At 53.2% G+C, this 24,528-nt stretch carries 22 protein-coding genes; 13 read left to right on the forward strand and 9 right to left on the reverse strand.

Annotation, left to right across the window (positions count from 1 at the left end; translation table 11 throughout):
- Positions 1 to 29 precede the first annotated feature (29 nt).
- The 4 genes from BD749_RS05655 to BD749_RS05670 all read right to left on the reverse strand — a co-directional run bounded on the left by BD749_RS05655 (position 30) and on the right by BD749_RS05670 (position 4,791).
- Entirely contained in the window at positions 30 to 638 is a 609-nt protein-coding gene (locus BD749_RS05655; RefSeq protein ID WP_101443360.1) for a hypothetical protein, read from the reverse strand.
- 143 nt (positions 639 to 781) lie between these two features.
- Positions 782 to 1,531, reverse strand: a complete 750-nt coding sequence (locus BD749_RS05660; protein WP_101443361.1) for a YgaP-like transmembrane domain — start codon at positions 1,529 to 1,531, stop codon at positions 782 to 784.
- 165 nt (positions 1,532 to 1,696) lie between these two features.
- Positions 1,697 to 2,323, reverse strand: a complete 627-nt coding sequence (locus BD749_RS05665) for a porin family protein (protein ID WP_180336325.1) — start codon at positions 2,321 to 2,323, stop codon at positions 1,697 to 1,699.
- Positions 2,324 to 2,538: 215 nt separating this feature from the next.
- Entirely contained in the window at positions 2,539 to 4,791 is a 2,253-nt protein-coding gene (locus BD749_RS05670; RefSeq protein WP_101443363.1) for a Tex family protein, read from the reverse strand.
- Positions 4,792 to 5,030: 239 nt separating this feature from the next.
- Here BD749_RS05670 and BD749_RS05680 point away from each other — a divergent pair, with 239 nt between their 5' ends.
- The 5 genes from BD749_RS05680 to BD749_RS05700 all read left to right on the forward strand — a co-directional run bounded on the left by BD749_RS05680 (position 5,031) and on the right by BD749_RS05700 (position 12,439).
- Positions 5,031 to 6,395, forward strand: a complete 1,365-nt coding sequence (locus BD749_RS05680; RefSeq protein ID WP_245868772.1) for a neutral/alkaline non-lysosomal ceramidase N-terminal domain-containing protein — start codon at positions 5,031 to 5,033, stop codon at positions 6,393 to 6,395.
- A 509-nt stretch (positions 6,396 to 6,904) separates the two neighbouring features.
- On the forward strand, positions 6,905 to 10,531 hold the full coding sequence (locus BD749_RS05685; protein WP_180336326.1) for a T9SS-dependent M36 family metallopeptidase: 3,627 nt from the start codon (positions 6,905 to 6,907) through the stop codon (positions 10,529 to 10,531).
- A 290-nt stretch (positions 10,532 to 10,821) separates the two neighbouring features.
- Entirely contained in the window at positions 10,822 to 10,983 is a 162-nt protein-coding gene (locus BD749_RS05690) for a hypothetical protein (protein WP_245868776.1), read from the forward strand.
- A gap of 144 nt (positions 10,984 to 11,127) precedes the next feature.
- A complete protein-coding gene (locus BD749_RS05695) occupies positions 11,128 to 11,703 on the forward strand; it encodes a hypothetical protein (protein WP_245868779.1) in 576 nt (191 codons plus the stop codon).
- Positions 11,704 to 11,851: 148 nt separating this feature from the next.
- Positions 11,852 to 12,439, forward strand: coding sequence for a hypothetical protein (locus BD749_RS05700; protein WP_245868781.1), 588 nt, complete (start codon positions 11,852 to 11,854; stop codon positions 12,437 to 12,439).
- A gap of 60 nt (positions 12,440 to 12,499) precedes the next feature.
- On the opposite strand, the gene BD749_RS05705 is transcribed toward BD749_RS05700, so the two are convergent.
- Entirely contained in the window at positions 12,500 to 12,988 is a 489-nt protein-coding gene (locus tag BD749_RS05705; RefSeq protein WP_101443367.1) for a peroxiredoxin, read from the reverse strand.
- 136 nt (positions 12,989 to 13,124) lie between these two features.
- Between BD749_RS05705 and BD749_RS05710 the strand changes: the two genes are divergently transcribed.
- From BD749_RS05710 to BD749_RS05740, 7 genes are all read left to right on the forward strand, one after another.
- Entirely contained in the window at positions 13,125 to 13,817 is a 693-nt protein-coding gene (locus BD749_RS05710; protein ID WP_101443368.1) for a glycosyltransferase family 2 protein, read from the forward strand.
- 20 nt (positions 13,818 to 13,837) lie between these two features.
- Complete coding sequence (locus tag BD749_RS05715; RefSeq protein ID WP_101443369.1) at positions 13,838 to 15,319, forward strand: glycosyltransferase; 1,482 nt, start codon at positions 13,838 to 13,840, stop codon at positions 15,317 to 15,319.
- Positions 15,316 to 16,674, forward strand: a complete 1,359-nt coding sequence (locus tag BD749_RS05720; protein WP_101443370.1) for a hypothetical protein — start codon at positions 15,316 to 15,318, stop codon at positions 16,672 to 16,674. Before BD749_RS05715 ends, BD749_RS05720 begins: the two co-directional genes overlap by 4 nt.
- A gap of 171 nt (positions 16,675 to 16,845) precedes the next feature.
- Positions 16,846 to 17,481, forward strand: coding sequence for a class I SAM-dependent methyltransferase (locus BD749_RS05725; protein WP_101443371.1), 636 nt, complete (start codon positions 16,846 to 16,848; stop codon positions 17,479 to 17,481).
- 75 nt (positions 17,482 to 17,556) lie between these two features.
- Complete coding sequence (locus BD749_RS05730; RefSeq protein WP_101443372.1) at positions 17,557 to 18,147, forward strand: hypothetical protein; 591 nt, start codon at positions 17,557 to 17,559, stop codon at positions 18,145 to 18,147.
- A gap of 114 nt (positions 18,148 to 18,261) precedes the next feature.
- Positions 18,262 to 19,071, forward strand: a complete 810-nt coding sequence (bla, locus tag BD749_RS05735; RefSeq protein WP_101443373.1) for a subclass B1 metallo-beta-lactamase — start codon at positions 18,262 to 18,264, stop codon at positions 19,069 to 19,071.
- Between the two features lie 607 nt (positions 19,072 to 19,678).
- Positions 19,679 to 20,245 (forward strand): M23 family metallopeptidase, encoded by a 567-nt coding sequence (locus BD749_RS05740; RefSeq protein ID WP_180336327.1) that lies wholly within the window; start codon positions 19,679 to 19,681, stop codon positions 20,243 to 20,245.
- 37 nt (positions 20,246 to 20,282) lie between these two features.
- Here BD749_RS05740 and BD749_RS05745 read toward each other — a convergent pair whose 3' ends face one another.
- Positions 20,283 to 20,966: a DUF2461 domain-containing protein gene (locus BD749_RS05745; protein ID WP_101443375.1), complete on the reverse strand. Its 684-nt coding sequence runs from the start codon at positions 20,964 to 20,966 to the stop codon at positions 20,283 to 20,285.
- A 203-nt stretch (positions 20,967 to 21,169) separates the two neighbouring features.
- Between BD749_RS05745 and BD749_RS05750 the strand changes: the two genes are divergently transcribed.
- Positions 21,170 to 22,336, forward strand: a complete 1,167-nt coding sequence (locus BD749_RS05750) for a L,D-transpeptidase family protein (protein ID WP_101443376.1) — start codon at positions 21,170 to 21,172, stop codon at positions 22,334 to 22,336.
- A gap of 2 nt (positions 22,337 to 22,338) precedes the next feature.
- Here BD749_RS05750 and BD749_RS05755 read toward each other — a convergent pair whose 3' ends face one another.
- Genes BD749_RS05755 through arsS form a run of 3 tightly spaced genes read right to left on the reverse strand, consistent with a single transcriptional unit; the run spans position 22,339 to position 24,527 of the window.
- Positions 22,339 to 22,944 (reverse strand): TIGR04282 family arsenosugar biosynthesis glycosyltransferase, encoded by a 606-nt coding sequence (locus BD749_RS05755; RefSeq protein ID WP_101443377.1) that lies wholly within the window; start codon positions 22,942 to 22,944, stop codon positions 22,339 to 22,341.
- A complete protein-coding gene (locus BD749_RS05760; RefSeq protein WP_245868785.1) occupies positions 22,937 to 23,512 on the reverse strand; it encodes a rhodanese-like domain-containing protein in 576 nt (191 codons plus the stop codon). The genes BD749_RS05755 and BD749_RS05760 overlap by 8 nt, the downstream gene beginning before the upstream one ends.
- Entirely contained in the window at positions 23,463 to 24,527 is a 1,065-nt protein-coding gene (gene arsS / locus BD749_RS05765) for an arsenosugar biosynthesis radical SAM (seleno)protein ArsS (RefSeq protein WP_101443378.1), read from the reverse strand. The genes BD749_RS05760 and arsS overlap by 50 nt, the downstream gene beginning before the upstream one ends.
- Position 24,528: the final 1 nt, after the last annotated feature.

Below are 24,528 nucleotides of genomic sequence, written 5' to 3' on the forward strand. Positions count from 1 at the left end.
ATACCTGCTTCGCGTCTACCTGAATTCTTTTACCTGAAAAAGGCGACTATACCTGTCGGTTTACTCACAGTGATATAGGCCGGAGATTCCACGTTCCCCACGGGTGTTTTGATCGTTGGCTTGATCTTGAGGGTGACATGCTGCCGTATATCCACCTTTTTCCCCAGCAGGGTGATCAAGCGGGACAGACCGGTGTAGTTGGGCAGGTTGCCGTCGTTAGCCAGGCCGACAGGTGTGGCGATTGGCAATGAGTTCATGCCCTCCTGCAATACCATGGTCTCGTCAATCGTGCCGGTCAGTGCGTCCTCTCCATCTACTTCGAGCAGCCACTTCATGCGCGTGATGGTCAGGTTCCTTTCTTCTTCGCTTTTCTCCTGCAGCGTTACATGCAGGGCCAGGGTAGCGCTTACCTCCAGGGTATGGCTGGTGACAGCGGCCAGCAGACTGTCGCGCTCCTCGTTCGAAAAGCCACGCCTTTCCTGAATACGCTGCTCTATGTCCATGCCGTTGAGCTTCACGTCACGCACATTTTGCAGGCTATACCTTGCCTCTGTAAACGCCTTTATGTCCTGTGCTTGCTTGCACGAAAAACCGGCCAGCAGCACTAGCAGCAAAGCCGTGTTCCATAGTTTGTTCATTTATAACTGGCTGTTATACATACCAATATACAAGTAACACAATAGTTTACAAAAATCTGTTTCGGGCAGCAGCAAAAAAAGCAGGTATAGCCCATGGCCATACCTGCTTTTTAGCGTGAATTCTGAAGCGCTATACCTACCGATCAGGTTGCACCCAATGGCTGGTGATGCTTGTGCACCTCCTCTCCTGTTTCCATGTAACGCTTAAAGTAGCGCAGGTCTTTCTCCACCATGCTCTTAAGCATCGGGTTCAGCATTTTGGCCGCCAAGCCGCCTACCGAACCTGCCGGTGGGCTATAGGAAATCACAGCCTGCACAATGGTACCATGCCCGTCTGGGGAATCAGAGAAGCGCACTTCGCCGGCATTGTCGATGTCTGCATTGGGCAGCGAGCGCCAGGCAATGAGCTCATTCTCTTTTTCGCTGATAATGTCCGCATCCCACGCCACGGTACCGACACCGCCCGGTATTTTGGCTACCCAATGCGAGCGCTGCGGACCGTTGGCCTGCACGCTTTCCAGGTGCTGCATAAACTTGGGCAGGTTTTCGAGCATGCGCCAGAACTGGTATACCTCAGTACGGGGCCGCTCCACGGTAATGGTCTTGATGATGTCCACCGATATATCTTCATTTTCGGCCGTGTCGCGCCCGATCATCTGGTTAAGAGGACAGTAGCCTGTAAAACCTCTGAAGAGCAGCAAGCCCCCGGCAAGGGCTGAGAGTATACCGGAAGTACCGGATTGCCGCAGGCCAACCAGCGCCATTGCCGCGCCGCCAACCGCCGAAAGCACGCGCTCCGGCCGGCTTACATTGATGTGGCTCGACCCGGAAGCAGGTGGAAATATATGCTCTGTGTGAAGCATTTTGGCATAATTGGGATTGAATGTATCCATAGCTTATTGGTTTTGTTCTATTTCGTTTTAATGGATACGTGCTTTGGGTCTATTATAGTTGCTGTGGGCTGACTTTAATGGACTGGTACTTGAGCAGAACGCCCTAAATGCAACAAGGCAGCCCTTGTGAGGCTGCCTTGTTGCTATTCTTGCGAATCAGTATGCTTATTTGCCGAACAAGTAGGCTACTGAAATACCGAGCACGCGGTTTCTGGATTTGCTTTCGCCAGACTCCGTTTCGTACAGGCTGGTAAGGCCCAATCCGTAGCGCACGTCCAGGTTAAGCGCGCCAAAGGCTAAGCCTACGCCAAAGCTTGCGCCAAGCTCCATTCTGTTGTCTTCGTCTTCAAACTCGTAACTTTCGCTCACTTCGTTGTCACCATATTTGATCGACGATTTGCCGCTTACCAGATAGCCTGCTGTCGGCCCCCCCGTTACAAAGCCTTTCACCTGCTCTGAACCAAAAGTGATTTTAGCAAGCACAGGTACTTCGATGTAGTTGCTTTTGCCTTTAATGTAAGCATCGCTGTCACCAATTTTAAAGCCCTTCTGCATAAAAAGGAGCTCTGGCTGAATAGAAACCAGCTCGCTTATAGCAAAGTTGGCCACTGCACCTACCTGCAAGCCTGGGTTATACTTAATTTCATCTTCCATTTCATCGTCTTCGCCTTCTGACAGGCTAATCTTTGAGAAGGTGGCGCCCACTCGTGGACCAAAAGAAACTGATTGCGCCATGGATGTGAAGGCCATACCTACAGCAAACAGCAACGTGAGTAAAAATTTGATTTTCATAAAAATGGTTTGGTTTAAAATATGCACAAAGCACATGATAAATATTCAAGTTTCAAAATATATAATAAACTTGATATATTTCAATTGCTGCCTGATCAGGCAACTGAGAACCTACTCAACTCATATTCAATTGCTAAGAAAACAACATATGACACAAAAAAAGGAGCCCCGGCTATGAATCAGGGCTCCTTTTGTACTAGGATCAGGTATAGCTCTTATTTAAACTTTCCTTTCAGCATGGCCAGTTTCGCTGCGAAATCATTGGCTGGCTCTTCTTCTTTTTTAGCACCGCCTTTTCTGCTGCCACCGCCGGTTGGTCGGGCTGCAGTTGGGTCGCCTTTCATGCTCAGGGAAATGCGTTTGCGCGGCACGTCCACTTCCAGCACCGTCACGTCTACCTTCTGCCCTACTTTCACCACATCGTGCGGGTTGGTCACAAAGCGGTCTGACAAGTGGCTCACGTGCACGAGGCCGTCCTGGTGCACGCCGATATCCACGAAGGCGCCAAAGGCAGTGATATTCGTTACAAGGCCCGGCAGCTTCATGCCTTCGCGCAGGTCCTTGATCTCGTTCACGCCTTCGGTGAAGCTGAAGGCTTCGAAGGTCTGGCGCGGGTCACGTCCTGGCTTAGCCAGTTCACTCAGGATGTCCTGCAGCGTTGGCAGACCAACTTTATCAGTCACGTAGTTTTTCAGGTTGATCTGCTTACGCAGCTCTTCTTTCTGCATCAGGTCCTGCACGGTCACGCCCAGGTCTTTGGCCATCTGCTCCACGATCGGGTAGCTTTCCGGATGCACGGCTGAGGCGTCGAGCGGGTTCTTGGCCTCACGAATTCGCAGGAAGCCTGCGGCCTGCTCAAAGGCCTTGTCTCCCAGACGCGGTACTTTTTTCAGTTCGGCACGGCTGCTGAACGGACCGTTCTGGTTGCGGAAATCCACGATGTTCTGGGCAAGGGCTGGTCCCAAGCCGGATACATACGTCAGGAGTTGTTTACTGGCGGTGTTCACTTCCACACCTACGGCGTTCACGCAGCTCATCACTACGTCATCCAGCGAGTTCTTCAGAGCAGTCTGGTCCACATCGTGCTGGTACTGGCCAACGCCGATCGATTTCGGATCGATCTTCACCAGTTCGGCCAGCGGGTCCATCAAACGACGGCCAATGGACACGGCGCCACGCACGGTCACATCCTGATCCGGGAATTCCTCACGGGCTACCTCGGAGGCCGAGTAGATAGAGGCGCCGCTCTCGTTCACCATCACCACCTGCACCGAAGCTGGCAGTTTCAGGCTCTTCACAAAGGCCTCCGTTTCGCGGCTGGCAGTTCCGTTACCGATGGCAATGGCCTCTACCTCAAAACGGGTCACCATATACCGGACAGCCTGGGCTGCTTCGCTTTCCTTGTGCGCACCTGTATGTGGGTATATTGTTTCGTTGTGCAGCAGTTTGCCTTGCTTGTCGAGCACGACCGACTTCACGCCGGTCCGGAAACCCGGGTCGAGGGCCAGCACCGTTTTTTGGCCAAGTGGCGAAGAAAGCAGCAGCTGGCGTAGGTTGTCGGCGAACACGCGGATAGCCTCTTCGTCAGCACGCTTCTTTGAGGTGAGGCGCACCTCCGTCTCCATACTCAGCTTCAGCATGCGCTTGTAGCAATCCTTCGCGGCCAGCTTCACCTGCTCAGAGGCGGCATTATTGCCTTTCACGAACATGCGTTCGAGTTTATCCAACGCCTCTTCCTCATCGGGTTGTGCACTGAGCAACAGCACCATTTCGGTCTCACCGCGGCGCATGGCCAGGATGCGGTGCGAAGGTGCTTTCTCGATCGGCTCTTCCCAGTCGAAGTAATCTTTGAATTTCTGGCCTTCCTCCTCTTTGCCCATCATTACGCGGCTTTTGAACGTGCCTTTCTTCTCGAACAGCTGACGCATGGTGGCACGGGCCTCGGCGTTCTCGTTCATCCACTCCGCCATGATGTCGCGGGCACCGGCCAGGGCCTCCTCTGCATCCTTCACTTCTTTCTCTTCGGAGATAAAATTGGCCGCCTCAGCAGTTACATCGAAGCTTTCCTGCTCAAACAGACGCTGCGCCAGTGGCTCCAGCCCTTTTTCGCGGGCAATGGTAGCACGGGTGCGGCGCTTCGGCTTGTAAGGCAGGTAAATATCCTCGAGAACGGCCATCGTTTCAGCGGCCATGATCTGCTCCTCCAGTTCCGGTGTGAGCTTCTCCTGGTCACGGATGGATTTGAGGATGCTCTCACGGCGCTTGTCGAGCTCACGCAGCTGCTCCAGTCGGTCGCGCACGGCAGCTACCTGCACTTCGTCGAGCGAGCCGGTGGCCTCTTTTCGGTAACGGGAAATGAAAGGCACAGTAGCGCCTTCGTCGAGCAAGGTTGCCGTCGCCTCCACCTGCTTGATGGTGATGGAGAGCTCGGTGGCAATCTTGATTAAGTGGTCAACGTTTAATTCCATGTATTTTTGTAAAAAATAAGCAACACAGTGGCGGGAAAAGATGCGTCAGCAGGGTATACAGACAGCCTTACATAATCCTTCCCACATTTTCCTCTCTCAGTAAGGAATACCCTTTTCGGATAAGGAACGTCAAATTTAAGTGATATTGCCTGAAAGCGAAACAACTTGAGCAGGTAAATTGGCTGCGCTGCCGAAAGGCCGATCTGCTGTTTGCTGATTATTTTTATACCTTCGTACGCTTGAGATCCCGGAAACACGCCCATATTGTCCTGCTGACGTTACTCAGTTTGCTGCTTTGCACAATGCAGGGCTGCCTGCTGAAACGCGTTGACCACACCCCGTACACACAGACCGATTATTACCGGGCTACCCTGCAGGAACTCGGGCAGCAACCTCCGGTTACGGGTGAGAGCGACTCGCTGCAGGTGGGGTGGGCCAAGGTGAATATCACGCCCCCTGCCGGCTCCCCGCTGGCCGGCTACGGCAAGCGAAGAGGACTCAGGTATAGTGCCGTGCACGACTCGGTGTGGGTGCGCACTTTCGCCTTCGACAATGGCCACACCGAAGTATTTTTTGTTTCGCTGGACATGCTGATCGCTCCCATGACCGTGACGGCAGAGTTGGAGAAGGCGTATCCCGAACTGGGGCTCAAACCCGGGCAGGTATACCTGAGCGCTACCCACACCCATACCAGTTTCGGAGGATGGGGACAGAAGCTGATAGGCTGGGTAATGGCCGGCAGGTATAGCGAGCAAATCGTAAAGCAAACGGCGGCACATATTGTGCGAAGCATTCAGCTGGCCAGACAAAACAAGCAGGCTGCCCGGCTCGGCTACGGCGAGGCTTATATTTCCCGCCTGGTCCGCAACCGCCTCACAGGCTCCCTTGCTGGTCGGGATACGACGGTCCGGTTTTTCAAAGTAGAGCAGGCCTCTGGCAAAACGGCTGTTCTAGCTACGTTTGCAGCGCATCCTACCATTCTGCCTTCCATGGATCCGGTGCTTTCGCGCGACTACCCGGGGGAGTTTGTCGACCAGTTAGAAAAAACTGTGGATTTTGCTGCCTTTTCAGCTGGTGCGGTTGGCAGTCAGGCGGTAGTGGCACTCCATGGCGATTCCTACCAGAGCACAGCCGCCGTCGGGCAGCAACTGGCGGCCGCCATCAAACGGAAACTGCCCGCCGTCGAGATGCAGTCTAAAGTCCGCCTCGGCTATTCCAGGCACAGGCTTTTCCTGCCCGAACCCCAATGGCGCCTGACTGACAATTACCGTTTGGCGCCTTCCCTGTTTCACTGGCTCTTCGGCAAATACCCTACTTATATGAACAGCATGCAGCTTGGGGAGGTAGTATTGCTGGGCGTACCTGCCGACTACTCGGGTGAGTTGCTGCCTGAGTTGGAGCAGCAAGGGCAACCCGTAATGGTCACCAGCTTCAATGGCGGCTATGTCGGTTACATAACGCCGGACCGGTACTATAAGCTCGATGAAAATGAAACGCGTGCCATGAACTTTTACGGCCCGCAGAGCGGAAGCTATTTCACAGAAATTATGAAAAGAATCAGGCGCAGCTATTTGTTAAAGGGGAGCAAAACAACTAAGTTGTAAAAAAGTTTAATATTTTTTAATACAATTACAGTACGCTATCACTGCGCACCAACTATCTCCAACAAATTTAATTTATCCTATTTTATATTATGTTAAAGCAATCCTTCGGTGCTTTAAAATCCAAAACACAAGTTGCCTGACACCGGCACATTATCCTACATCTTGCCTCCAGGATACTGATTTCGCTCTTTAGCCCAGCTCCTAACCCAACAGCTTCCCTCCAAGTTTTTATTGCTCAATAATTTAGCGGCCACCTTTACAATCATCCTTAAAAGGTACAAAAAGGGATCCAACCATCTGACGACTGATGTTATGACGCCTACATCCTGGGGCAATAAATTGCCGTAAATGCATCCATGTCAGCGAAAAACTGGTCGTTGCCCCAGGCGCTTCTTTTCGCTCAGCAGAATCGTCATACTTGTATAATGCAATACACAGTGACTGCACCCTATCTGTAATACCTTGTAAATAGTACCATATGTAACATTTTTAAAACAATTCTCACCTCTATGAAACTAAAATTACCGTGCAATCCGCTGTATCTACTGGGGTTGATCTTCCTGCTGGCTTCGGGTACCGCCAGCGCCCAGGCAAGCCTCGACATTGCCCTGCGGCACATCGACCAAACCAAGGCAGATTACAAGCTCAACACCGCTGACCTCTCCGACTATGTAGTAACTGACCAGTATACCTCCAAGCACAATGGCATTACACACATTTACCTGCGCCAGCGCCACCAAGGTATAGAAGTAGTGGATGCAAATATCAACATCAACATCGACCGCGAAGGCAATGTGATCAACATGGGCAACCGGTTTATACCTAACCTGCGCGGCGCCATCAAAGGCAATGCTGCCGTCCTCTCGCCTGAGCGGGCCGCCAACGCCGCCGCTGCCGCCCTCAAGCTCACACCCAAGCAGCCCATCAGGCTAAAAGAACGTAAGGCCCCCAGCCAAAAGCTGCCCGCTGCCGCAAAGGCCGTGGTGCTGACCGATGGGGGCATTTCGCTGCAGCCTATACCTGCCAAACTGGTATACCAACCCATGCCCAACGGCGATGTGCGCCTGGCCTGGGAAGTGGATATCTACAACACCGACGCACAGCACTACTGGAACATGCGTATCGACGCGGCTACCGGGCAGGTGCTGAAACAGCAGGACCTGGTTATACACGACAATTGGGGACTGCCTGTGGTGACAGACGACCCGCACCAGAAAATGGCCATTGTGCAGCAGAACAGACAGGGCCGTGTGGCAACTAAAGCAGAGCGCCTGAAAGCACAGCAGGATTTTTATACCCAGGCTTTCGCACCGCGCAGTGTGGCAGCGGCTGCAGTCGCCTCCAGCGGTACTTACCACGTATACGATGCTCCTTTTGAGACACCAAGCCATGGCGACAGAACCCTGGTTACGGGCAAGGAAAACCCGACTGCTTCACCGCTTGGCTGGCACAACGACGGTCTGCTGTCTTACACCATCACCAAAGGCAATAACGTGCACGCCTACGAAGACCGTCTTGGCGCCAATGCCGGCACCAGTCCCGACGGCGGCTTCGACCTTAACTTCGACTTCCCGCTTGACCTCTCCAAAGAGCCGGACACTTACGTAAAAGCGGCCACTACCAACCTGTTTTACTGGAACAACATCATCCACGACCTATTCTACCTCTATGGTTTTGATGAGGCAAGCGGCAATTTCCAGCAGAAGAACTTCTCCGGTGAAGGCGCTGGCCTGGATGCCGTGATGGCAGAGGCACAGGATGGCGGGGGCACCAACAACGCCAATTTCCTGACGCTGCAGGACGGTGTACCTGGCCGCATGCAGATGTACCTGTGGACTTCTTCGGTGCCTGCCAAACTGCTTCATATTACGGCTCCTTCTTCAGTGGCGGGCTCATATACCGGTGTGCAGGCTGCTTTCGGTCCGGCAGTCGACGAAACAGGCGTATCGGGCAAGATCGTGATGGCTGACCCAGCCAACGGCTGCAATGGCGCTCCTGACTTGCCAGCTGGCTCTGTACCGGTGCCTTTCAACAACCAGGCAGAGATCTCCGGTAATATTGCCCTGGTTGACCGTGGCGAGTGCTCTTTCATATCCAAAGCACTCAATGCACAAGCATCTGGCGCCACAGCAGTGATTGTGGTCAACAACATTGACGGTCCGGCCATGTCGATGGGCGGCGATGAAACAGGCACCGCCGTGCTTATACCTGCCATCATGATCAGCAAGGCCGATGGCGACAAACTGAAAACTGCCCTGGCCCAGGGTCTGACCGGCGCCCTGCGACTGGAAGGCGGCGTACCTCCGATGCGTGACGGCGACCTGGACAACGGTATCATCGCCCATGAGTATGGCCACGGCATCTCTACCCGCCTCACCGGTGGCCCAAGCACACAATGCCTCTCAGGCGCTGAGCAGGGCGGTGAAGGCTGGAGCGATTTCTTCGGCCTGATCATGACCATGCGCGATGGCGACACGGGCACACAGCGACGTGGCATTGGTACCTATGTGCTCTCAGAGGGTACAGACGGCAACGGTATACGTCCTGCCCCTTACAGCACCGACATGGGCATCAACCCTTATACCTACAAAATGATCGCTAACCCGGAGATCTCTGTGCCGCATGGAGTGGGCTTCATCTGGGCTACGATGCTTTGGGATATGACCTGGAACCTGATCGAGGAATACGGTTACGACCCGGACCTGCACAATGGCAAAGGCGGCAACAACATCGCCCTGCAACTGGTGATCGACGGCCTGAAACTGCAGCCTTGCAGCCCCGGCTTCATCGATGCCCGCGACGCCATACTGGCCGCCGACCGCATCAACAACGGCGGTGCCAACCAGTGCCACATCTGGCGTGCCTTTGCCAAGCGTGGCCTCGGCTACAGCGCCACCCAGGGCAGCAACAACGACCTGACCGACGGCACCGAAGCCTTCGACCTGCCACCATCCTGCGAGCCACAGTTTGCCATTAAACTGCAGGCTACTCCTTCGCCGGTGACGGATGGTGAGGAACTGACATACAAGATCACGGTAACAAACGAAACGGCCGGCTCAGTAAGCAATGTGGCCATCACCAATCCGCTGCCAGAGGGAACCTTGTTTGTTGAACAAGCAGGCACAGACGCCCCTAAGCTGACAAAAGGTGTCGTAACCTTCAAGTCAGTGAAAATGACGCAGGGCGAGACCATTGAGCGCAGCTTCAAAGTGCGCGTAAACAAGGGCACCGGCACCACGGTATACTTCCACGACGATATGGAGAACGGCGGCGGCAAATGGAAGACAGCCCGCGGCGTAGGCCTGAGCGACTGGCAGCTGAGCACGAAGAACCCGCATAGCGGCAGTACCTCCTGGTTTGCCGTAGACCCGGATGCCTTCAGCGACCAATACCTGATCACGGCGCAGCCTGTTGCCGTTGGAGAAAATGCCCTGCTGCGTTTCTGGCACAGCTTTGCCACCGAGGCCGGATTTGACGGCGGCGTGGTCGAGATCAGCACAAACCGCGGCCTCACCTGGAGCGACTTAGGCAGCAAGATGATCCAAAACGGATATAACAGCGAAATTCCACTGCTCAACGCCTCCACGATCGTTGGTCCGGCCTTTACGGGCAATAGCGATGGCTATATACAGACCATTGTGGACCTGAGCAGCTACAAAGGTCAAAATGTCCTGATCCGCTTCCGCATGGGCTCCGATGTGCTCACAGGAGCTACCGGTTGGTATGTGGATGATGTGGACATTGTGTCGAACCCGACTGTGGTGAGCAGCACCTCCTACGTTACCTCCCGATTCGGCGGAGATGCCAATGCGACAACTGAAACGCTCGTGCTTAGAACAGGTAGCCTGTCTCAAAGCAGTGTGCTTGCAGCCAAAGCATCTGAATCACGTGAGATTCTCTTCCCGAATCCAGCCCAGAACAGGATCAATCTTAAACTGGCTGAGCAAGCTGCGGGACCTGTGCTGATCACCATTGCCAATGCGCTGGGGCAGCAAGTGGCGCAGCACGAAATTCCGGCTGAGGATGCGGTAGGCGGCGCCTCTATTTCGCTGGAGGATCTGACCGATGGTATCTACTATTTCACGATCCAAAACGGAGAGAAGCGCAGCACCCACAAAGTGATCATTAGAAAGTAAGAAACTATAAACCCTGAGCAAAAGCCATCCCTGATTAGGGGTGGCTTTTCTCTTTCTATACCTGATCAGGCAAATAATTATAATATATCATTTCTATATAACTCATATTCATATCATTGTATTGAAATAGTTATAAACAATTCCATACCTATCCGGGTTTAAAATAGTGTAAGGCTTATGTGCCTTGCTTTGTGTTACTTAATACTTTGGATATGGAAACGTTTTTGCCGGATATAGCGAGTTTACTTTTTATTTTAACCTTTACTATTTACTCATTACTGGTAGTTTTTATGCTGGTATGGACTTATCATGATGCAGAGAGTCGTGGAGTGATGGGGTGGCTGGTGGTTATACCTGCTTTTATGACGGGTACCCTGCTGGGTGTGATCCTGTGGTTGGTGTTCAGGCCAGCCCTTAAGCCAGAGCCTGTATGGGTGCGGGTGCGCGAGTAAGGCACCTTTAAGAATATAGCTAAACAGCAGCCGGGCGACTTGTCCGGCTGTTTTTATTTTAGCCGCTCCATGCCACACTATTCTCGATTTTATAGACCATCAACCGGATTAAGTTCGTTAATTTGCAGTATAGTTTATGAATTTATGAAGTCAATTCGCTTGGTCTTATACCTGTCGCTGTTTGGTGCAAGCCTGTGGCTCGCCTCCTGCAACAATTGCGAAACCTCCGTAGCCCAGTTCCAGAACGGCGACAGCAGCTGGACCGTGTATAACTCCGGTGACTCGCTGGAGATGGTGGACAGCAGAACTCCTGACACCGTTCGCGTATTTCTGAATACCCGCGTGAACGCCGAGCCCATCCCTGGCGATGGCTTCGGTCCGGCCGATGTGTGCATTGAACAGTACTATACCCGCCGCGTCAGTGTGATGCAGCACAACAACCGTCGTTACCCGGCTTTAACAGTAGTGGCCGTTCGCATGCCCGACTCCATCCGCGTGAGCCTGGTAGTAGCCGACAGGGCCGAGCTGCGCATTCCGGACATCAACACGCCTGACCATGCTACACTGGCCGTGGGTGGCATCACCTATCGGGATGTGTATGATGTGACCAATCCGGAGAGCAGCCCTACTGGTGTTAGCCGCATTCTGTTTAACCGCGAGTTTGGATTCCTGCAGGTAGCCTATGCCAATGGCCGTACGCTTACGCGCTATGTTCCCTAAGCCTATTTCGTATTTATTTTGAGTTGCAACAATAATTTTTAGACTCGCTTGCAACGCTTTGCCTCCAAATAGACTCTTACTTTTAGATAGAGCTATACCTGATCTACAACAAAAGAACCATTTACCATTACAACCTAATTTCACCCCAATGACACAAAGTTTTAAACTTGTCGGCGTATTTGTGCTGGCAACCCTGCTTTTCACGTCTTGCAAAGATTGCGAAACCACCACCACCCAGTTTGACCAGAAGGATGTAGAATGGCTTGTGTACGAGCGCGGAGACACCATCCGCTTTCTGAACGAGACGGGCGACACCGTAACCTATGCCAACACAGCCCTTATAGCGGAGCAGGTACCTGGCGAAGGCTACAACATATCTGACAACTGCATTGGCCATTTTGATGTGCAGGCCTTTAGTGTGATGGAAGACATCGCCAAAACCACACCTGGCACAACCAAGAGCCCGGGCATCGCAACATATTTCCTGAAGCGCGAAAACAGCCTGGAAGTATCGCTGGCCGTGAACGAACGAGGAGAGTACAAACTCAACCTTGCCCAACCCGCCTACCCTTCGGTGGAAGTGAACGACATGCTCTACACCGATGTGTACGAGGTAACCAACAACGACGCCAGCAAGGCGACCAACGTGAAGCGGATCCTGTTTAACAAGCAGCACGGTTTCCTGAGCGTAGAGTTCCACAACGACAAGAAACTGGAACTGATCTCAAACCAGTAGGTATAGCAAAGGCCCGGTGCATATAACACCGGGCCTTTTCATTTATGGGTTTTACAAAACTCAGGCGTACTGTGCTACGCTGTCGTGGTTGATGTCGTACAATACATCCAACACCTGCTGCACGTGCTCGGCTGGCTTGGACAGTGAGTTGAACACATACTGCACCTCCCCTTTCTTGTCGATGACGTAGATGGCGCGGCCCGGCATGATGCCAAACTTGCGCGGCACCCCGTACAGGTTGCGGATCTGGGCATCGCAATCGCTCAGCAGGGTAAAAGGCAAACGGTACATCCGCTCAAAGCGCTTGTGGGCATCGGCCTTGTCGTAGCTGATGCAAACGATCTCCGTCTCCAGATCCTGAAACGTATCGTAATGGTCCCTGAACTCGCAGGCCTGCTTCGTACAATCAGCTGAGCTGTCCTTTGGGTAAAAGTACAGCACTACATTCTTCTTCTTCAACAACTCGTAAAGTCGGAAAAAACCACCATCCAATCGCTGCAATTCAAAATCAGGGGCCTTGTCTCCAATCTTAACAACTTCTCTGCTCATAATATAAAAAAGTGCTAACCTTCTAAAGTCTTTCGTCTACCGAAAGGTTCAATCTGCAAAGGTAATACACGAACTACCACAAAAGCCATACCTGACCCTCAATAGCTTAGGAAATTATTTTTGCCCAAATTGCAGCATGCCCCGAATCAGCGTTATCATCCCGGCCTACAACGAAGAAAAATCCATCGCACACGTTATCAGCGACATACCTGCAGAATTGGTGCAGGAAGTGGTCGTAGTGGACAACAACTCCTCGGACAGCACCCCTGAAGTAGCCCGGGCGGCCGGCGCCACGGTGCTCCACGAGCCACGGCCCGGGTATGGAAACGCCTGCCTGAAAGGTATAGCCTACTTTGCCGCCAAACCTGCAGACGAGCAGCCTGACATCCTCGTGTTTCTGGATGGCGATTACTCGGACTTCCCCGGCGAAATGCCGCAGGTGGTGCAGCCTATTCTGGAGGGACGGGCCGATCTGGTGATCGGTTCGCGGGTGCTGGGGCAGCGTGAAGCAGGCGCCCTGATGCCCCAGCAGGTTTTCGGCAACTGGCTGGCCACTACCTTGCTGCGCTGGCTCTACGGCGTGCGCTATACCGACCTGGGTCCTTTCCGGGCCATCCGCTTCAGCACGCTGCAGCAGCTGGGCATGCGCGACCGCAACTACGGCTGGACCGTAGAGATGCAGGCGCGGGCAGCGAAGCAAAAAGTAAGGTATGCCGAGGTGCCCGTGAACTACCGCAAACGCATCGGCGTGTCGAAAGTATCGGGTACGTTGAAGGGATCGGTGCTGGCAGGGTATAAAATTTTATTGACTATCTTTAAGCTCCTATAGCCTAAAAACAGAGCCGCCGCATGACGATTCTCCAGCTTCTTCTTGTTGCCGTGTATGGTCTTTGCCTGGCCTTTATTTTCTGCTACAGCCTGGTGCAGCTGCACCTCACCTACCTCTACTGGAACCGACGGAAAACGATGCCAGCCCCGGAGGCTATACCTGACGAACGCTATGCCTGGCCTGCCGTGACGGTGCAGCTCCCGCTCTACAACGAACGCTATGTGGTGGAGCGCCTGATCAACGCCGCGGCCGCCCTCGACTACCCCCGCCACCTGCTGCAGATCCAACTCCTCGATGATTCCGACGACGACACCAGCCAGCTGATCCTGCAGAAGATCGCCAGCTACGCCGACACCGGCCTGCAACTGGAACATGTGCAACGCCCCGACCGCAGCGGCTACAAAGCCGGCGCCCTGCAATACGGTCTGCAGCAGGCTACCGGCGACTTCATCGCCATTTTCGATGCCGACTTTGTGCCAAACCCTGATTTCCTGAAGCGCACGATAACTGCTTTCGATCACGGGCAGGTGGGGGTGGTGCAAACCCGCTGGGGACACCTGAACGAGGATTATTCGCTGCTCACCCGGCTGCAGGCCTTTGGTTTGGATGCGCACTTCACGGTAGAGCAAGTCGGTCGCAACAGCGGCGGGCATTTTATCAACTTTAATGGCACGGCCGGGGTATGGCGCAAAAGCTGCATTGTGGATGCCGGCGGCTGGCAGGCTGATACGCTCACCGAAGACCTGGACCTGAGCTACCGTGCCCAGTTGCGGGGCTGGCATTTCCGTTACCTGCAGGATGTAAAATCCCCCGCCGAACTGCCTGCCGCCATGGGGGCGCTTAAGTCGCAGCAGTACCGATGGACCAAGGGTGCCGCCGAAACCGCCCGCAAGCATCTAGGCAAAGTGCTGCTCGCGCCCATGCCCTGCTCTACCCGGCTGCATGCTATTTTCCACCTGCTCAACAGTAGCATCTTCGTCTGCGTGCTGCTCACGGCCTTGCTCAGCATACCCATGCTATACCTGAAACACAGCGTACCCGGGCTTGAACTGCTTTTTGCGCTGGGTTCGCTGCTGATCGTCAGTCTGCTGGCCCTGCTGGCCTTTTACTGGACCTCCCTTTACCAAAACACCGGTTCTGCATGGCATACCACCAAACGCTTTATACCTGAGTTTTTCCTTTTTCTATCCATGTCGATGGGGATGTCGCTGCACAACACGGTGGCGGTACTGGAGGGCTACCTGGGCCGGAAAACACCTTTTATCCGCACCCCGAAACATAACCTGCTGCACCGCCGCGACTCCTGGCGGCAACATGCCTACACCATTTCCAGCCTGCATCCGGTTACCTTGTTGGAGGGGCTGCTCACAATATATTTTGCGTATGGCATTCTGGTAGCTTTCAGGTTGCAGGATTATGGCTTGCTCCCATTTCATGCCATGCTGATGCTCGGTTTTGGTGCCGTTTTCGTATACTCGCTCAACCATAGCCGCAGCGCATGACCCTCACCCGAAAGCACATAGCGACCTATACCTTGCTGGGGATTTCGGCCCTGGTATACCTGGCACTGGGCTATGCGACACCCCGGGAAAATTTCACGCAACTGCTCCTGCTCACCTTACTGGCCTTTGGCATTTACGCCTACGTCACCAACCAGAAGCTTAACGTATGGCACGGCATCGGGGCCGGGCTGCTTTTCAGGCTGCTGTTTCTTTTTGCCATACCTGCGCTGTCCGACGACTACTTCCGTTTTGTGTGGGATGGGCACCTGCTGCTGGCCGGCGAGAACCCTTACCTATATCTGCCCTCGCAGTTTACGGGCGAAGGCGCCCCTGCCATACCTGGACTCACGGCCGAACTGTTTTTGCAGCTCAACTCACCCAATTACTACTCCCTATACCCGCCGGTGCTGCAAGGCGTTTTCTGGCTTGCAGCTGCACTTTCACCCGAAAGCCTGACGGGTAGTATACTGCTGATGCGCGTGATCATACTGGCCGCCGAGACCGGTTCAATTTTGCTTTTGCTTCGCCTCCTGCGCCGCATGGCCCTGCCCGACAGGTATGTACACCTTTACGCGCTCAACCCACTGGTGATTCTTGAGCTGTCGGCAAACCTGCACATGGAGGCGCTGCTAATCTTTTTCCTGCTGCTTTTCCTGTACCAGCTGCACTACCAGCGCTACCTTATTGCGGCGGTGCCTTTTGCGTTGGCCGTTGGCAGCAAGCTCCTGCCGCTTATGTTCCTTCCGGTTGTATGGCGCAAGCTGGGGCTGAAACGCTTTATCGGTTTCGGAGTAGTGGTGGGTGTTGTGCTGGTGTCGCTCTTTCTGCCGCTGCTCTCACTGGAGGTGCTGCGCAATATCTGGCAGAGCATCGACCTGTATTTCCAACGCTTCGAGTTCAATGCCAGTGTCTACTACCTCTTTCGCTGGCTGGGTTACCGACTGACCGGCTACAACCAGATTGCGGTGATCGGTCCGCTCCTCTCGCTGGCAACCTTTGTCATGATCCTGTCGATGGCGGCGGTGAAGAAGCTGGGCTCGGTACGCCGGCTGGCGGGCTACATGGCGGCTGCCCTGACGGTATACCTGTTGCTGGCCACCACGGTGCATCCCTGGTACATTACCACGTTGGTGGCGCTCACCACGCTCAGCCATTTCCGCTATGCTGTTGTCTGGAGTTGCCTGGCTGTATTCAGCTACTCCGCTTACCGCACCAGTGCCTACACCGAAAACCTGTGGTTAGTTGCCCTGGAGTATACCCTGGTCGGACTGTGGCTGGTGGCCGAGCTATACCTGTACCGCCAGCAAAAGAAGCATGCCAACCTGACCCGGCAAAGCGTTGTGCTACCACAGTGATTTTCATACCCTAGTCTGGTTTCAGCGTTTGTATGAAGTCAGAAACTATGCTAAATTGTATAGCTGGTGTTTGTTCAATCCGGAGGGAGGTGGACATTAAGATAACCTGTAGAGTAGCACCAGACATAGTATGGATAGTGGGTCCTCATTTCCAATTCACAGCAAATAGGTATGACAGAATTCTGGGAGTCAAGCTTTAAAGAAAAGGAAACGATGTGGGGCTTTGAGCCTGCGGACTCCGCCCTTGCAGCCCTTGACCTGTTTAAAGAAAACGGGCTGACTAAAATATTAATCCCTGGTTTTGGCTACGGCAGAAATGCAAAAGCCTTTGTTGATGCCGGCTGCGAGGTGACCGGGATTGAAATTTCGGAGACCGCCATTGCCCTGGCCCAAAAGCACTTTGGTGCCCATGCAAAGGTATACCACGGTGCCGTCGGCAGCATGCCCTTTAACCAGGAAGTATACGATGGGATTTTCTGCTACGCGTTGATTCACCTGTTGGACGAGCAAGGCCGGATAAAGCTGCTTGCGGATTGCTACAATCAACTAAGACCCAACGGATACATGGTTTTTGTAGCAATTTCGAAAAATGATGCCGCTTATGGCAAAGGGGAAATACTAAGCAAGGACAGATTTGAAACGAGGCATGGCATGCAGCTTTTCTTCTACGACGCAGCTGCTGTGGAAGAAGAGTTTGGCAGGTATGGCATGATCGGGGCAAAAGAGATAGCGGAACCAGCCAGGAATACGGGTAGCAGGCCCTCCCAGAAATTCTGGTTCATCACCTGCAAAAAACAAGAAAAGTAGAAGTACCCTTGACGAGTCTCTTCGCATAAATTCATTCCAGCCACCGCTACTATAAGCCGCGACTTACAATTTTATATGGAATTCAACAATTATATCTTGCTTTATGGTCCGCAGCCGGAAGACGTGGTTGCTGCCGTGCAACAAATGACGGACCTCTATGCTGACTCTGGCTTCACGGAGGGCATTAGGGTGTACAGGGCGACAGCCAAAGATGACCTCTTCCTTCTAAACTTTACAAATCAGCCGGATTTTGAGCGGTTCAAATACTTTGTTAATTACCTGACCTACCCTGAAGTCGAGAATTTCGAAGCGAAGACCCTGGGATATTGGACAGTGACCGCCGGAGACAAGCTGCCCCAGCAGTATACAGGTCAGCGTGCTTTGGTTTATGTATCAGAGCAGGATACGGAGGGTGACAATGTGCATGCTGTGTTTGAGGAACAGGACAACACTATCAAGATGGGTTTTGCAAGCGGTGAGGAGTTCAAGGTATTAGGGAAAAAGGAATTCCCCTTTTCTGAGCCTACTTTCGCAAGCGAGGACTTTTCACTGATGAGCACATTTACCCCTGCGCCAAGCCGCCAGAAAGAAACCAAACCTGGCTGCTCCTTTCTGATGGCCAGCTTTCTGGCCTTTGGAATATTCTGCCTGTGGTTGATCATTTAATTACCTCCTTGCCGTTTGCCTTTACAGATTCCTATACTATCATCGCTCATCTGAACCGTATCCACCGAGTCAATCGTGACGGAACTCATATAGCCTTTTACCTAACCTATACCTATGAAAAAGAGCCATCAATACCTTAAAAGATCGTCAGCAAAATCTTCGTTATGGGCGGGTGTTATATTTGTGGCCAGTTGCCTCTCCTGCCAGACACCCAGCGGCAACAAAACTAAAGCTGTAAAAGAAACCCTTAACGCCCAGCAAAGCTATACCTCCAAAACACTGGAAGTCCACCCGGTCACAGATCAGGTATACCAGCACCTGTCTTTTCTCCAGACTCAAAGTTTCGGAAATGTGCCCTGCAACGGAATGGTGGTGATCGACGGGAAGGAGGCTGTCCTTTTCGATACTCCAACTACAGAACAGGCCGCTGTGGAATTGATCGATTGGGTAGAGCAAAGTTTGGGAGGTAAGGTAAAGGCGGTGATCGCCACGCATTTTCATGAAGACTGTCTGGGTGGGCTGGCAGCTTTTCAGCAGCGAGGCATTCCTGCCTATGCCAGCCACGAGACCATCGCGCTGGCTAAGGCTAACCAGGCAGCTGTGCCGGACCATGGTTTCGACGAGGAGTTGGTTATGGAAGTTGGAAGCGAGCAGGTGCTGGTCCTATACCCAGGCAGAGGTCACACTTATGATAATGTGGTCGGGTACTTCCCGAAGGCGGAGGCTTTATTTGGCGGCTGCCTCATTAAGGAGATGGGTGCTGGCAAAGGCAACCTGGCCGATGCCGACATAGTGGCCTGGCCGCTGACTGTCACCCAACTGAAAGCTAAATTCCCTGGAGTAAAGCACGTTATACCGGGGCATGGCAAGGTGGGAGGCCCCGAACTGCTCGACTATACTGTTCGTCTGTTTGAGCAAAAGTAGTGTAAAATCTTGCTTCACTAAACCACACGGCACACGAGAGCACTGAGCTTGTTTCTATCTTCTTTCCTGCTTCAAGCGACATTTTCGCTACGCTATTACCTGGAGTTACCTGGTTATTTTCTGCTACGCTGCCAACCGTGCCAACACCTATACCGAAAACCTGAGGATGATCACCCTGAAGCATAGCCTGGTCTCACTCTGGCTGGCGGCTGAGCTACATCTATACCGCCAATAGGAGAAGCACATCAACATTCCAGGTCAAGGTGTGGCTGGATAAAATTTGAGAGTAAACCGGTCATATCTGTTACCTGATTTTTTACTATATTTAAAATGCAATATGCTTTAACCTCTACGGTAACTCATGAAATATATACTTATAATATTTCTGTCACTTCTGGCCTCAATTTCTATTGCTCAACCAAAAGTAAAAATATATTATGAGCAGACCTCTGATGGCTACAAACTCTATGCTGACAACACCGAGTACTGCCCCGTTTCTATAAAAATTAAGTTTGAATTAACCAATTACAGAGCAGTGGGTGGGGATAACCGGGTTTTAGTACTACCTGCGAGGAGCAGCCGGAAGAATGTCTCTAGCCTGCAAGTAGTGGATAAAAGCAAAGCATCCAACTTCCGCTATACCTACACAACTAATTATGGCGACCATAACCTGAAAAAGTATACGGAGGATTTTAACTATTTCCTGCCTTACAAAAAAGGAACCTCCCACAAAGTTTGGCAGGGTTATAACGGAAATTTCTCGCACCAGGGCGAGAATTCATTAGATTTTATCATGACAGAAGGTACTGACATTCATGCCGTCCGGGATGGTGTTGTGGTAAAGGTCGTGCAGGAAAATAACATCTCATGCGTAAGCCGAGACTGCGCTAAGTTTAATAATTACATCCTTATTTACCACTCAGATGGCACTTTTGCAGAGTACGCGCACATCAAGCACATGGGCGCCCTTGTGAAGGAGGGCGAAAAAGTAGCAGCCGGGCAGTCAATCGGGTATAGCGGTAATGTGGGTTATTCCTCCGGGCCACACCTTCACCTGGCCATTTTTATGCAAAAGCTGGATGAACGTGTTACATTAACTACTCGGTTCCTGACCGGTGACGGATCACACGCTGAAGCATTGCAGGAGCAAACAGAGTATATCCGTAGTTACTGAACAAAGCGATTACAGTCCTAACTCTGCTATCAATCTTCTACTCCCCCCCAATATCCCGCAGCGGCGCCGTCAGGAAGTCATTGAAGGGCTTCACGGCTTTGAAACCATCCAGCAGCGTGTGCATAAAGTCTTTACTGAGCACCACTTTGTCGGGTAGCTGCATGGTGGCGTTCCAGCTTTTGAAGCGGAGGTACTCGATGGCAGGGTTGTCTTTGTCGTAGCCCTTGGGCGTGGTTTTGAGCTGCTCGCCCTGTATGCCACCGAAGCGGTTTTTGAAGTCTGGGGCCTGAATGATGCGCTCCAGCTCACCCAGGTTATAGTCGATCTCCTGCCGCACGGCTTTCAGATAATCGGCAGGCGGCATCCACAGGCCTCCGGCCAGAAAGGAGTTGTTGTTGGCAGCCAGGTGCAGGTAGTAGCCCGGCAAAATAGACTTGCGCCCCCCTTCTGCCACGTAGGCCCCGAAATGGTCTTTGTAAGGCCTTTTGTCGTTCGAAAACCGCACGTCGCGGTAAATCCGGAACACCAAATCCTTGCCCTTCTGCCCGATCGCCACGGGCTCAAACAGCGCCATTTCTTCGAGCATTTCATCCAGAAAAGCCAGGTAGTTCTGGCGGGCGGCATCATAGCGCTTCTTGTTCTCCTGAAACCACTCGCGGTTGTTATTCTGTGTCAGATCGGCCAGGAAGGCCAGCGTGCTTTTGTCTATCGTTGTTGCCATGGGCTTGCGTTGTCGTGCTTTTAGGGCTGCGTTGGGCTTTATACTGTCAGGCAGGAGGCTTTGTTTGCTCCTGCAGCCGTGCAGCCAAGTTATACCTTTCCCGGGAGCAAACCAATCATTGTCGTAAGTTGTTAAAACAGAGCGGAAAGCACTTTATTGCGGTCATTTGCGTACATCAAAATACCACCCCTTTTCCTTTGCTCATGGCACGCCTGCTGTTTACATTTCTATTGTTTCTATACGCCCTGCCAGGTATAGCCAGCGACTCTACGGAGGTATGGCTGCTCGTGCCGAATCAGAAACAGCAACTCCGGATGGCCATTGCGCAGTACGAGCAACTGAAAGACAGCGTCTGGTATACTTTTCCCAACAACCTGCTTCTCCGCCCCGGCGACACCAGTCGCTATACCGCTCACCTGCGCGCCAACTTGCTCCTCACCGGCGACCTTACAGGCCCCGACTCAACTGAAAACTCAAGCCACTATACCCGCCAGCTGGCAACGGCCCTCGTCCGTTTTCAGGCGAGGCATGCCCTTAAGGCCGACAGCATTGTGGGCCCGCGCACGCTGGCTGCCCTGAATGTACCGCCCCTGCAAAGGCTTCGACAGCTGCAGAACAGCCTGTACCGCTGGGAGGCCTTCAGCCGCGACCTGCCACAGCCCTACCTTATCGTGAACATACCAGACTATACCTTGCGCCTGATCGACCGGAACAGCGTGTTACTGCACCTGCGCACGATCGTGGGCAAGCCCAACCTGCCAACGATCGTGAACCACACGCAGCTCCACACCATCGTTTTTAACCCGTACTGGTACATCCCCAACTCCATTGCGTCCAAAGAGATCCTACCTATTCTGAAACGGAACCCCGGCTACCTGGCCAAGCGCGACATGGAGCTTTTCAGGCATACGGCGCTGGGAGGCTGGCAGAAAATAAGTCCTTGGAGCGTGGATTGGAGCACAGTGACCGCCGCCAATTTTAACTACCGGATTGTGCAGGTAACCGGACAATACAATGAGCTGGGCCATCTGAAGTTCCTATTCCATACCCGCGTGAGCCAATACCTGCACGACACCAACGACAAGCACTTGTTTGCTTCGGAAAAGCGGGCCTTCAGCCATGGCTGCATCCGGCTACAGCACCCTGAGGAGCTTGCACTATACCTGTTGCAGGAACGCAGTGGCATGTCGGAGCAGCGGATAGAAAAGGTAATAGCTACCGACAAAGACGAGTACTACATCCGGCTAAAGAAACCGGTGCCGCTGATCATTGTATACCTGACGGCATGGGCCGACGAGTTTTCTGTGATTCAGTTTCGGGAGGATATTTATGGGTATGATAAATCGGAAGTGGTGCGACTGGAGCAGTAAGTCTAGCTGAGCTCTGGCCAGTTTTTCTGCAGGTCCTCCAGCTCGTCCACGTCTGAGAGGTAGGGCAACAGGGCGTGGCGCAGGTGCAGGCGCTCGATGTCGGCAATGGTGTCCGGAAACACATGCTCGGTGCTCCAGCGCTTGTCCTCGAAAAGGTCGCGGTAAAGCTGTGTCATCCCCAGCAGGTAGTAGCCACCATCCAAGGCCGGACCGATCACTACCTCGTTCGTTTGGAGTGCTTCAAAGGCCTGGTTGATGATCTCGGAGGTAAGTTGCGGACAGTCGCTGCCAATGATGACCACGGAGGTATAGCCTTCGGCAAAAGCCGCCTCGAAAGCCCTTTTCATTTTCTCACCCAGGTTGCCTTCCGGGTGCTGCCGCTTTTTCTGGTAGTGTTGGTCTGGCCAAAGATCGTTTTCCTCCACTTTCTCGGAATAGTAAACTACTTTGTTCAGAGGCAGGTGCTGGGTGATATCGCGGGTATGGCGGAGCAGGTGAAGGTAGATATCGAGCGCCGTTTCGGGGCCTACGCTGGCCGCGAGTCGGGTTTTTACCTTGCCCAGCTCCGGGTTGCGAACAAAGAGCATCAAGAGTCTTTTCTCAGTCATATACTTTCTCTCCTTTGCACAGCCAAATGCCCCAGGCGCGGGTATAGCCATGCACTTTTGTTGTAAGTCCTTGCGCATTATACACAGGTAGCCCCTCGTTCACCCAGGCAAACAAGCCGCCGTGCAGGTTGCGCACATCCGTATACCCTGCCGCCTGCAATTGCTCGCCTATCTTTTCGCTACGGTATCCGACGGCGCAGTACACCACCAGGGGTGTATGGGGAGGTACGTCTTTCAGAGCGGAAAGGTCAAACTCTGCATAGCCCACATACCTGGCACCAGGAAGATGGCTCACCCTGTACTCGCTTTTACTGCGGGTGTCGAGTAGCAACGGGGCTATACCTTGCTTTAACTGCTGCTGCACTCGCCCTACCGAAACGGTATCCACGCTATGGCTGTAGACTTGCCGTAGCATCAGGTGATAGGCCGCATCCGAGGGCTGCTGGCAGGACGGCAGCAGCAGGCTGAGCAGCAATGTCAGGTATAGCCGAATGTGCAGGGTATAGCGCATAAGCACGTCAGGTGGTGGAGCCGCCACAGCTGGAGCCGGCGCCTGCGGTGCATCCATAACAATGCTGGTTCAGCACGATCTCTCTTTGGTCAAGTTGTCCCAGATCGAAGTCGCGGATGTGCTGTGGTGTGCCGGGCTGTACTTTTAGCTCGAGCATTTGGTTGAAGTCGCAGTCGTAGAGCGCACCGTCCCAGCCTACCGAAATGGTGTTACGGCACATCACATTGGCCGCCGCCTCGGGATTGAATGCCGTCACCAGTTTCTCCATGTAGCTGCTGTAGTTTCCGCTTTCGATCAGGTAGTCCAGGTAACGACTGATGGGCAAATTCGTGATGCAGAACAGGCTGTTGAACACTACACCATATGCACCGAGCAGCCGCCGCTTAAACTCCGCCTCCAGCGATCTCTGGCTGGCCGGCAAAAATGCGCCCGAAGGATTGTATACCAGGTTCAGTTCCAGGCCGCCTCCCTCCTGTCCGTAGCCTACCACATTGAGCATCTGAAGCGCCTTGATAGATTTCTCAAACACACCATCACCGCGCTGGGCATCGGTGCGGGAAGCTGAGAAATAAGGCAACGACGACACTACCTGCACCTGGTGCTTCTTGAAAAACTCCGGCAGGTCGTGATATTTCGGGTTAGCCAAAATGATGGTAAGGTTGCAGCGCACGATTACCTGCCGCCCCATACCAGAGAGCTGCTCCACAAACCAACGGAAGTCCGGGTTCATCTCCGGCGCACCGCCCGTCAGGTCAACAGTGGTGAGCTGCGGAGATTTGGCCAGCGCATCGAGGCAGAGCTGCATAGTAGCACGGGTCATGATCTCTTTGCGGTCAGGGCCGGCATCTACGTGGCAGTGGCGGCAGGTCTGGTTGCACATCTTGCCCACGTTCACCTGCAAAATGGTGGTGCCGGTGGGTTGCAGCGGGTATAGCTGGTGCTCCTGCAATTTGGCCCCGAAGTGTGGAAAATCGCCTTCCTCTGTCCCCGCATGCTGCAGCACCTCCAGTTGGTAGGCAGGGTTGGCAAACTGGTGCTGCTGCGCCTTCAGCGATTTAACAGGTATAGGCATA

Origin of the sequence: Pontibacter ramchanderi, from assembly GCF_002846395.1 — a bacterium.
GTDB classification, from domain to species: domain Bacteria; phylum Bacteroidota; class Bacteroidia; order Cytophagales; family Hymenobacteraceae; genus Pontibacter; species Pontibacter ramchanderi.

What these genes read in the sequence shown, in the direction of transcription:
- BD749_RS05655 (WP_101443360.1), bottom strand. Translation starts at nt 638, where the DNA reads ATGAACAAACTATGGAACACGGCTTTGCTGCTAGTGCTGCTGGCCGGT.
- BD749_RS05660 (WP_101443361.1), bottom strand. Translation starts at nt 1,531, where the DNA reads ATGGATACATTCAATCCCAATTATGCCAAAATGCTTCACACAGAGCAT.
- BD749_RS05665 (WP_180336325.1), bottom strand. Translation starts at nt 2,323, where the DNA reads ATGAAAATCAAATTTTTACTCACGTTGCTGTTTGCTGTAGGTATGGCC.
- BD749_RS05670 (WP_101443363.1), bottom strand. Translation starts at nt 4,791, where the DNA reads ATGGAATTAAACGTTGACCACTTAATCAAGATTGCCACCGAGCTCTCC.
- BD749_RS05685 (WP_180336326.1), top strand. Translation starts at nt 6,905, where the DNA reads ATGAAACTAAAATTACCGTGCAATCCGCTGTATCTACTGGGGTTGATC.
- BD749_RS05690 (WP_245868776.1), top strand. Translation starts at nt 10,822, where the DNA reads ATGCTGGTATGGACTTATCATGATGCAGAGAGTCGTGGAGTGATGGGG.
- BD749_RS05695 (WP_245868779.1), top strand. Translation starts at nt 11,128, where the DNA reads ATGAAGTCAATTCGCTTGGTCTTATACCTGTCGCTGTTTGGTGCAAGC.
- BD749_RS05700 (WP_245868781.1), top strand. Translation starts at nt 11,852, where the DNA reads ATGACACAAAGTTTTAAACTTGTCGGCGTATTTGTGCTGGCAACCCTG.
- BD749_RS05705 (WP_101443367.1), bottom strand. Translation starts at nt 12,988, where the DNA reads ATGAGCAGAGAAGTTGTTAAGATTGGAGACAAGGCCCCTGATTTTGAA.
- BD749_RS05710 (WP_101443368.1), top strand. Translation starts at nt 13,125, where the DNA reads ATGCCCCGAATCAGCGTTATCATCCCGGCCTACAACGAAGAAAAATCC.
- BD749_RS05715 (WP_101443369.1), top strand. Translation starts at nt 13,838, where the DNA reads ATGACGATTCTCCAGCTTCTTCTTGTTGCCGTGTATGGTCTTTGCCTG.
- BD749_RS05720 (WP_101443370.1), top strand. Translation starts at nt 15,316, where the DNA reads ATGACCCTCACCCGAAAGCACATAGCGACCTATACCTTGCTGGGGATT.
- BD749_RS05725 (WP_101443371.1), top strand. Translation starts at nt 16,846, where the DNA reads ATGACAGAATTCTGGGAGTCAAGCTTTAAAGAAAAGGAAACGATGTGG.
- BD749_RS05730 (WP_101443372.1), top strand. Translation starts at nt 17,557, where the DNA reads ATGGAATTCAACAATTATATCTTGCTTTATGGTCCGCAGCCGGAAGAC.
- bla (WP_101443373.1), top strand. Translation starts at nt 18,262, where the DNA reads ATGAAAAAGAGCCATCAATACCTTAAAAGATCGTCAGCAAAATCTTCG.
- BD749_RS05745 (WP_101443375.1), bottom strand. Translation starts at nt 20,966, where the DNA reads ATGGCAACAACGATAGACAAAAGCACGCTGGCCTTCCTGGCCGATCTG.
- BD749_RS05750 (WP_101443376.1), top strand. Translation starts at nt 21,170, where the DNA reads ATGGCACGCCTGCTGTTTACATTTCTATTGTTTCTATACGCCCTGCCA.
- BD749_RS05755 (WP_101443377.1), bottom strand. Translation starts at nt 22,944, where the DNA reads ATGACTGAGAAAAGACTCTTGATGCTCTTTGTTCGCAACCCGGAGCTG.
- BD749_RS05760 (WP_245868785.1), bottom strand. Translation starts at nt 23,512, where the DNA reads ATGGATGCACCGCAGGCGCCGGCTCCAGCTGTGGCGGCTCCACCACCT.
- arsS (WP_101443378.1), bottom strand. Translation starts at nt 24,527, where the DNA reads ATGCCTATACCTGTTAAATCGCTGAAGGCGCAGCAGCACCAGTTTGCC.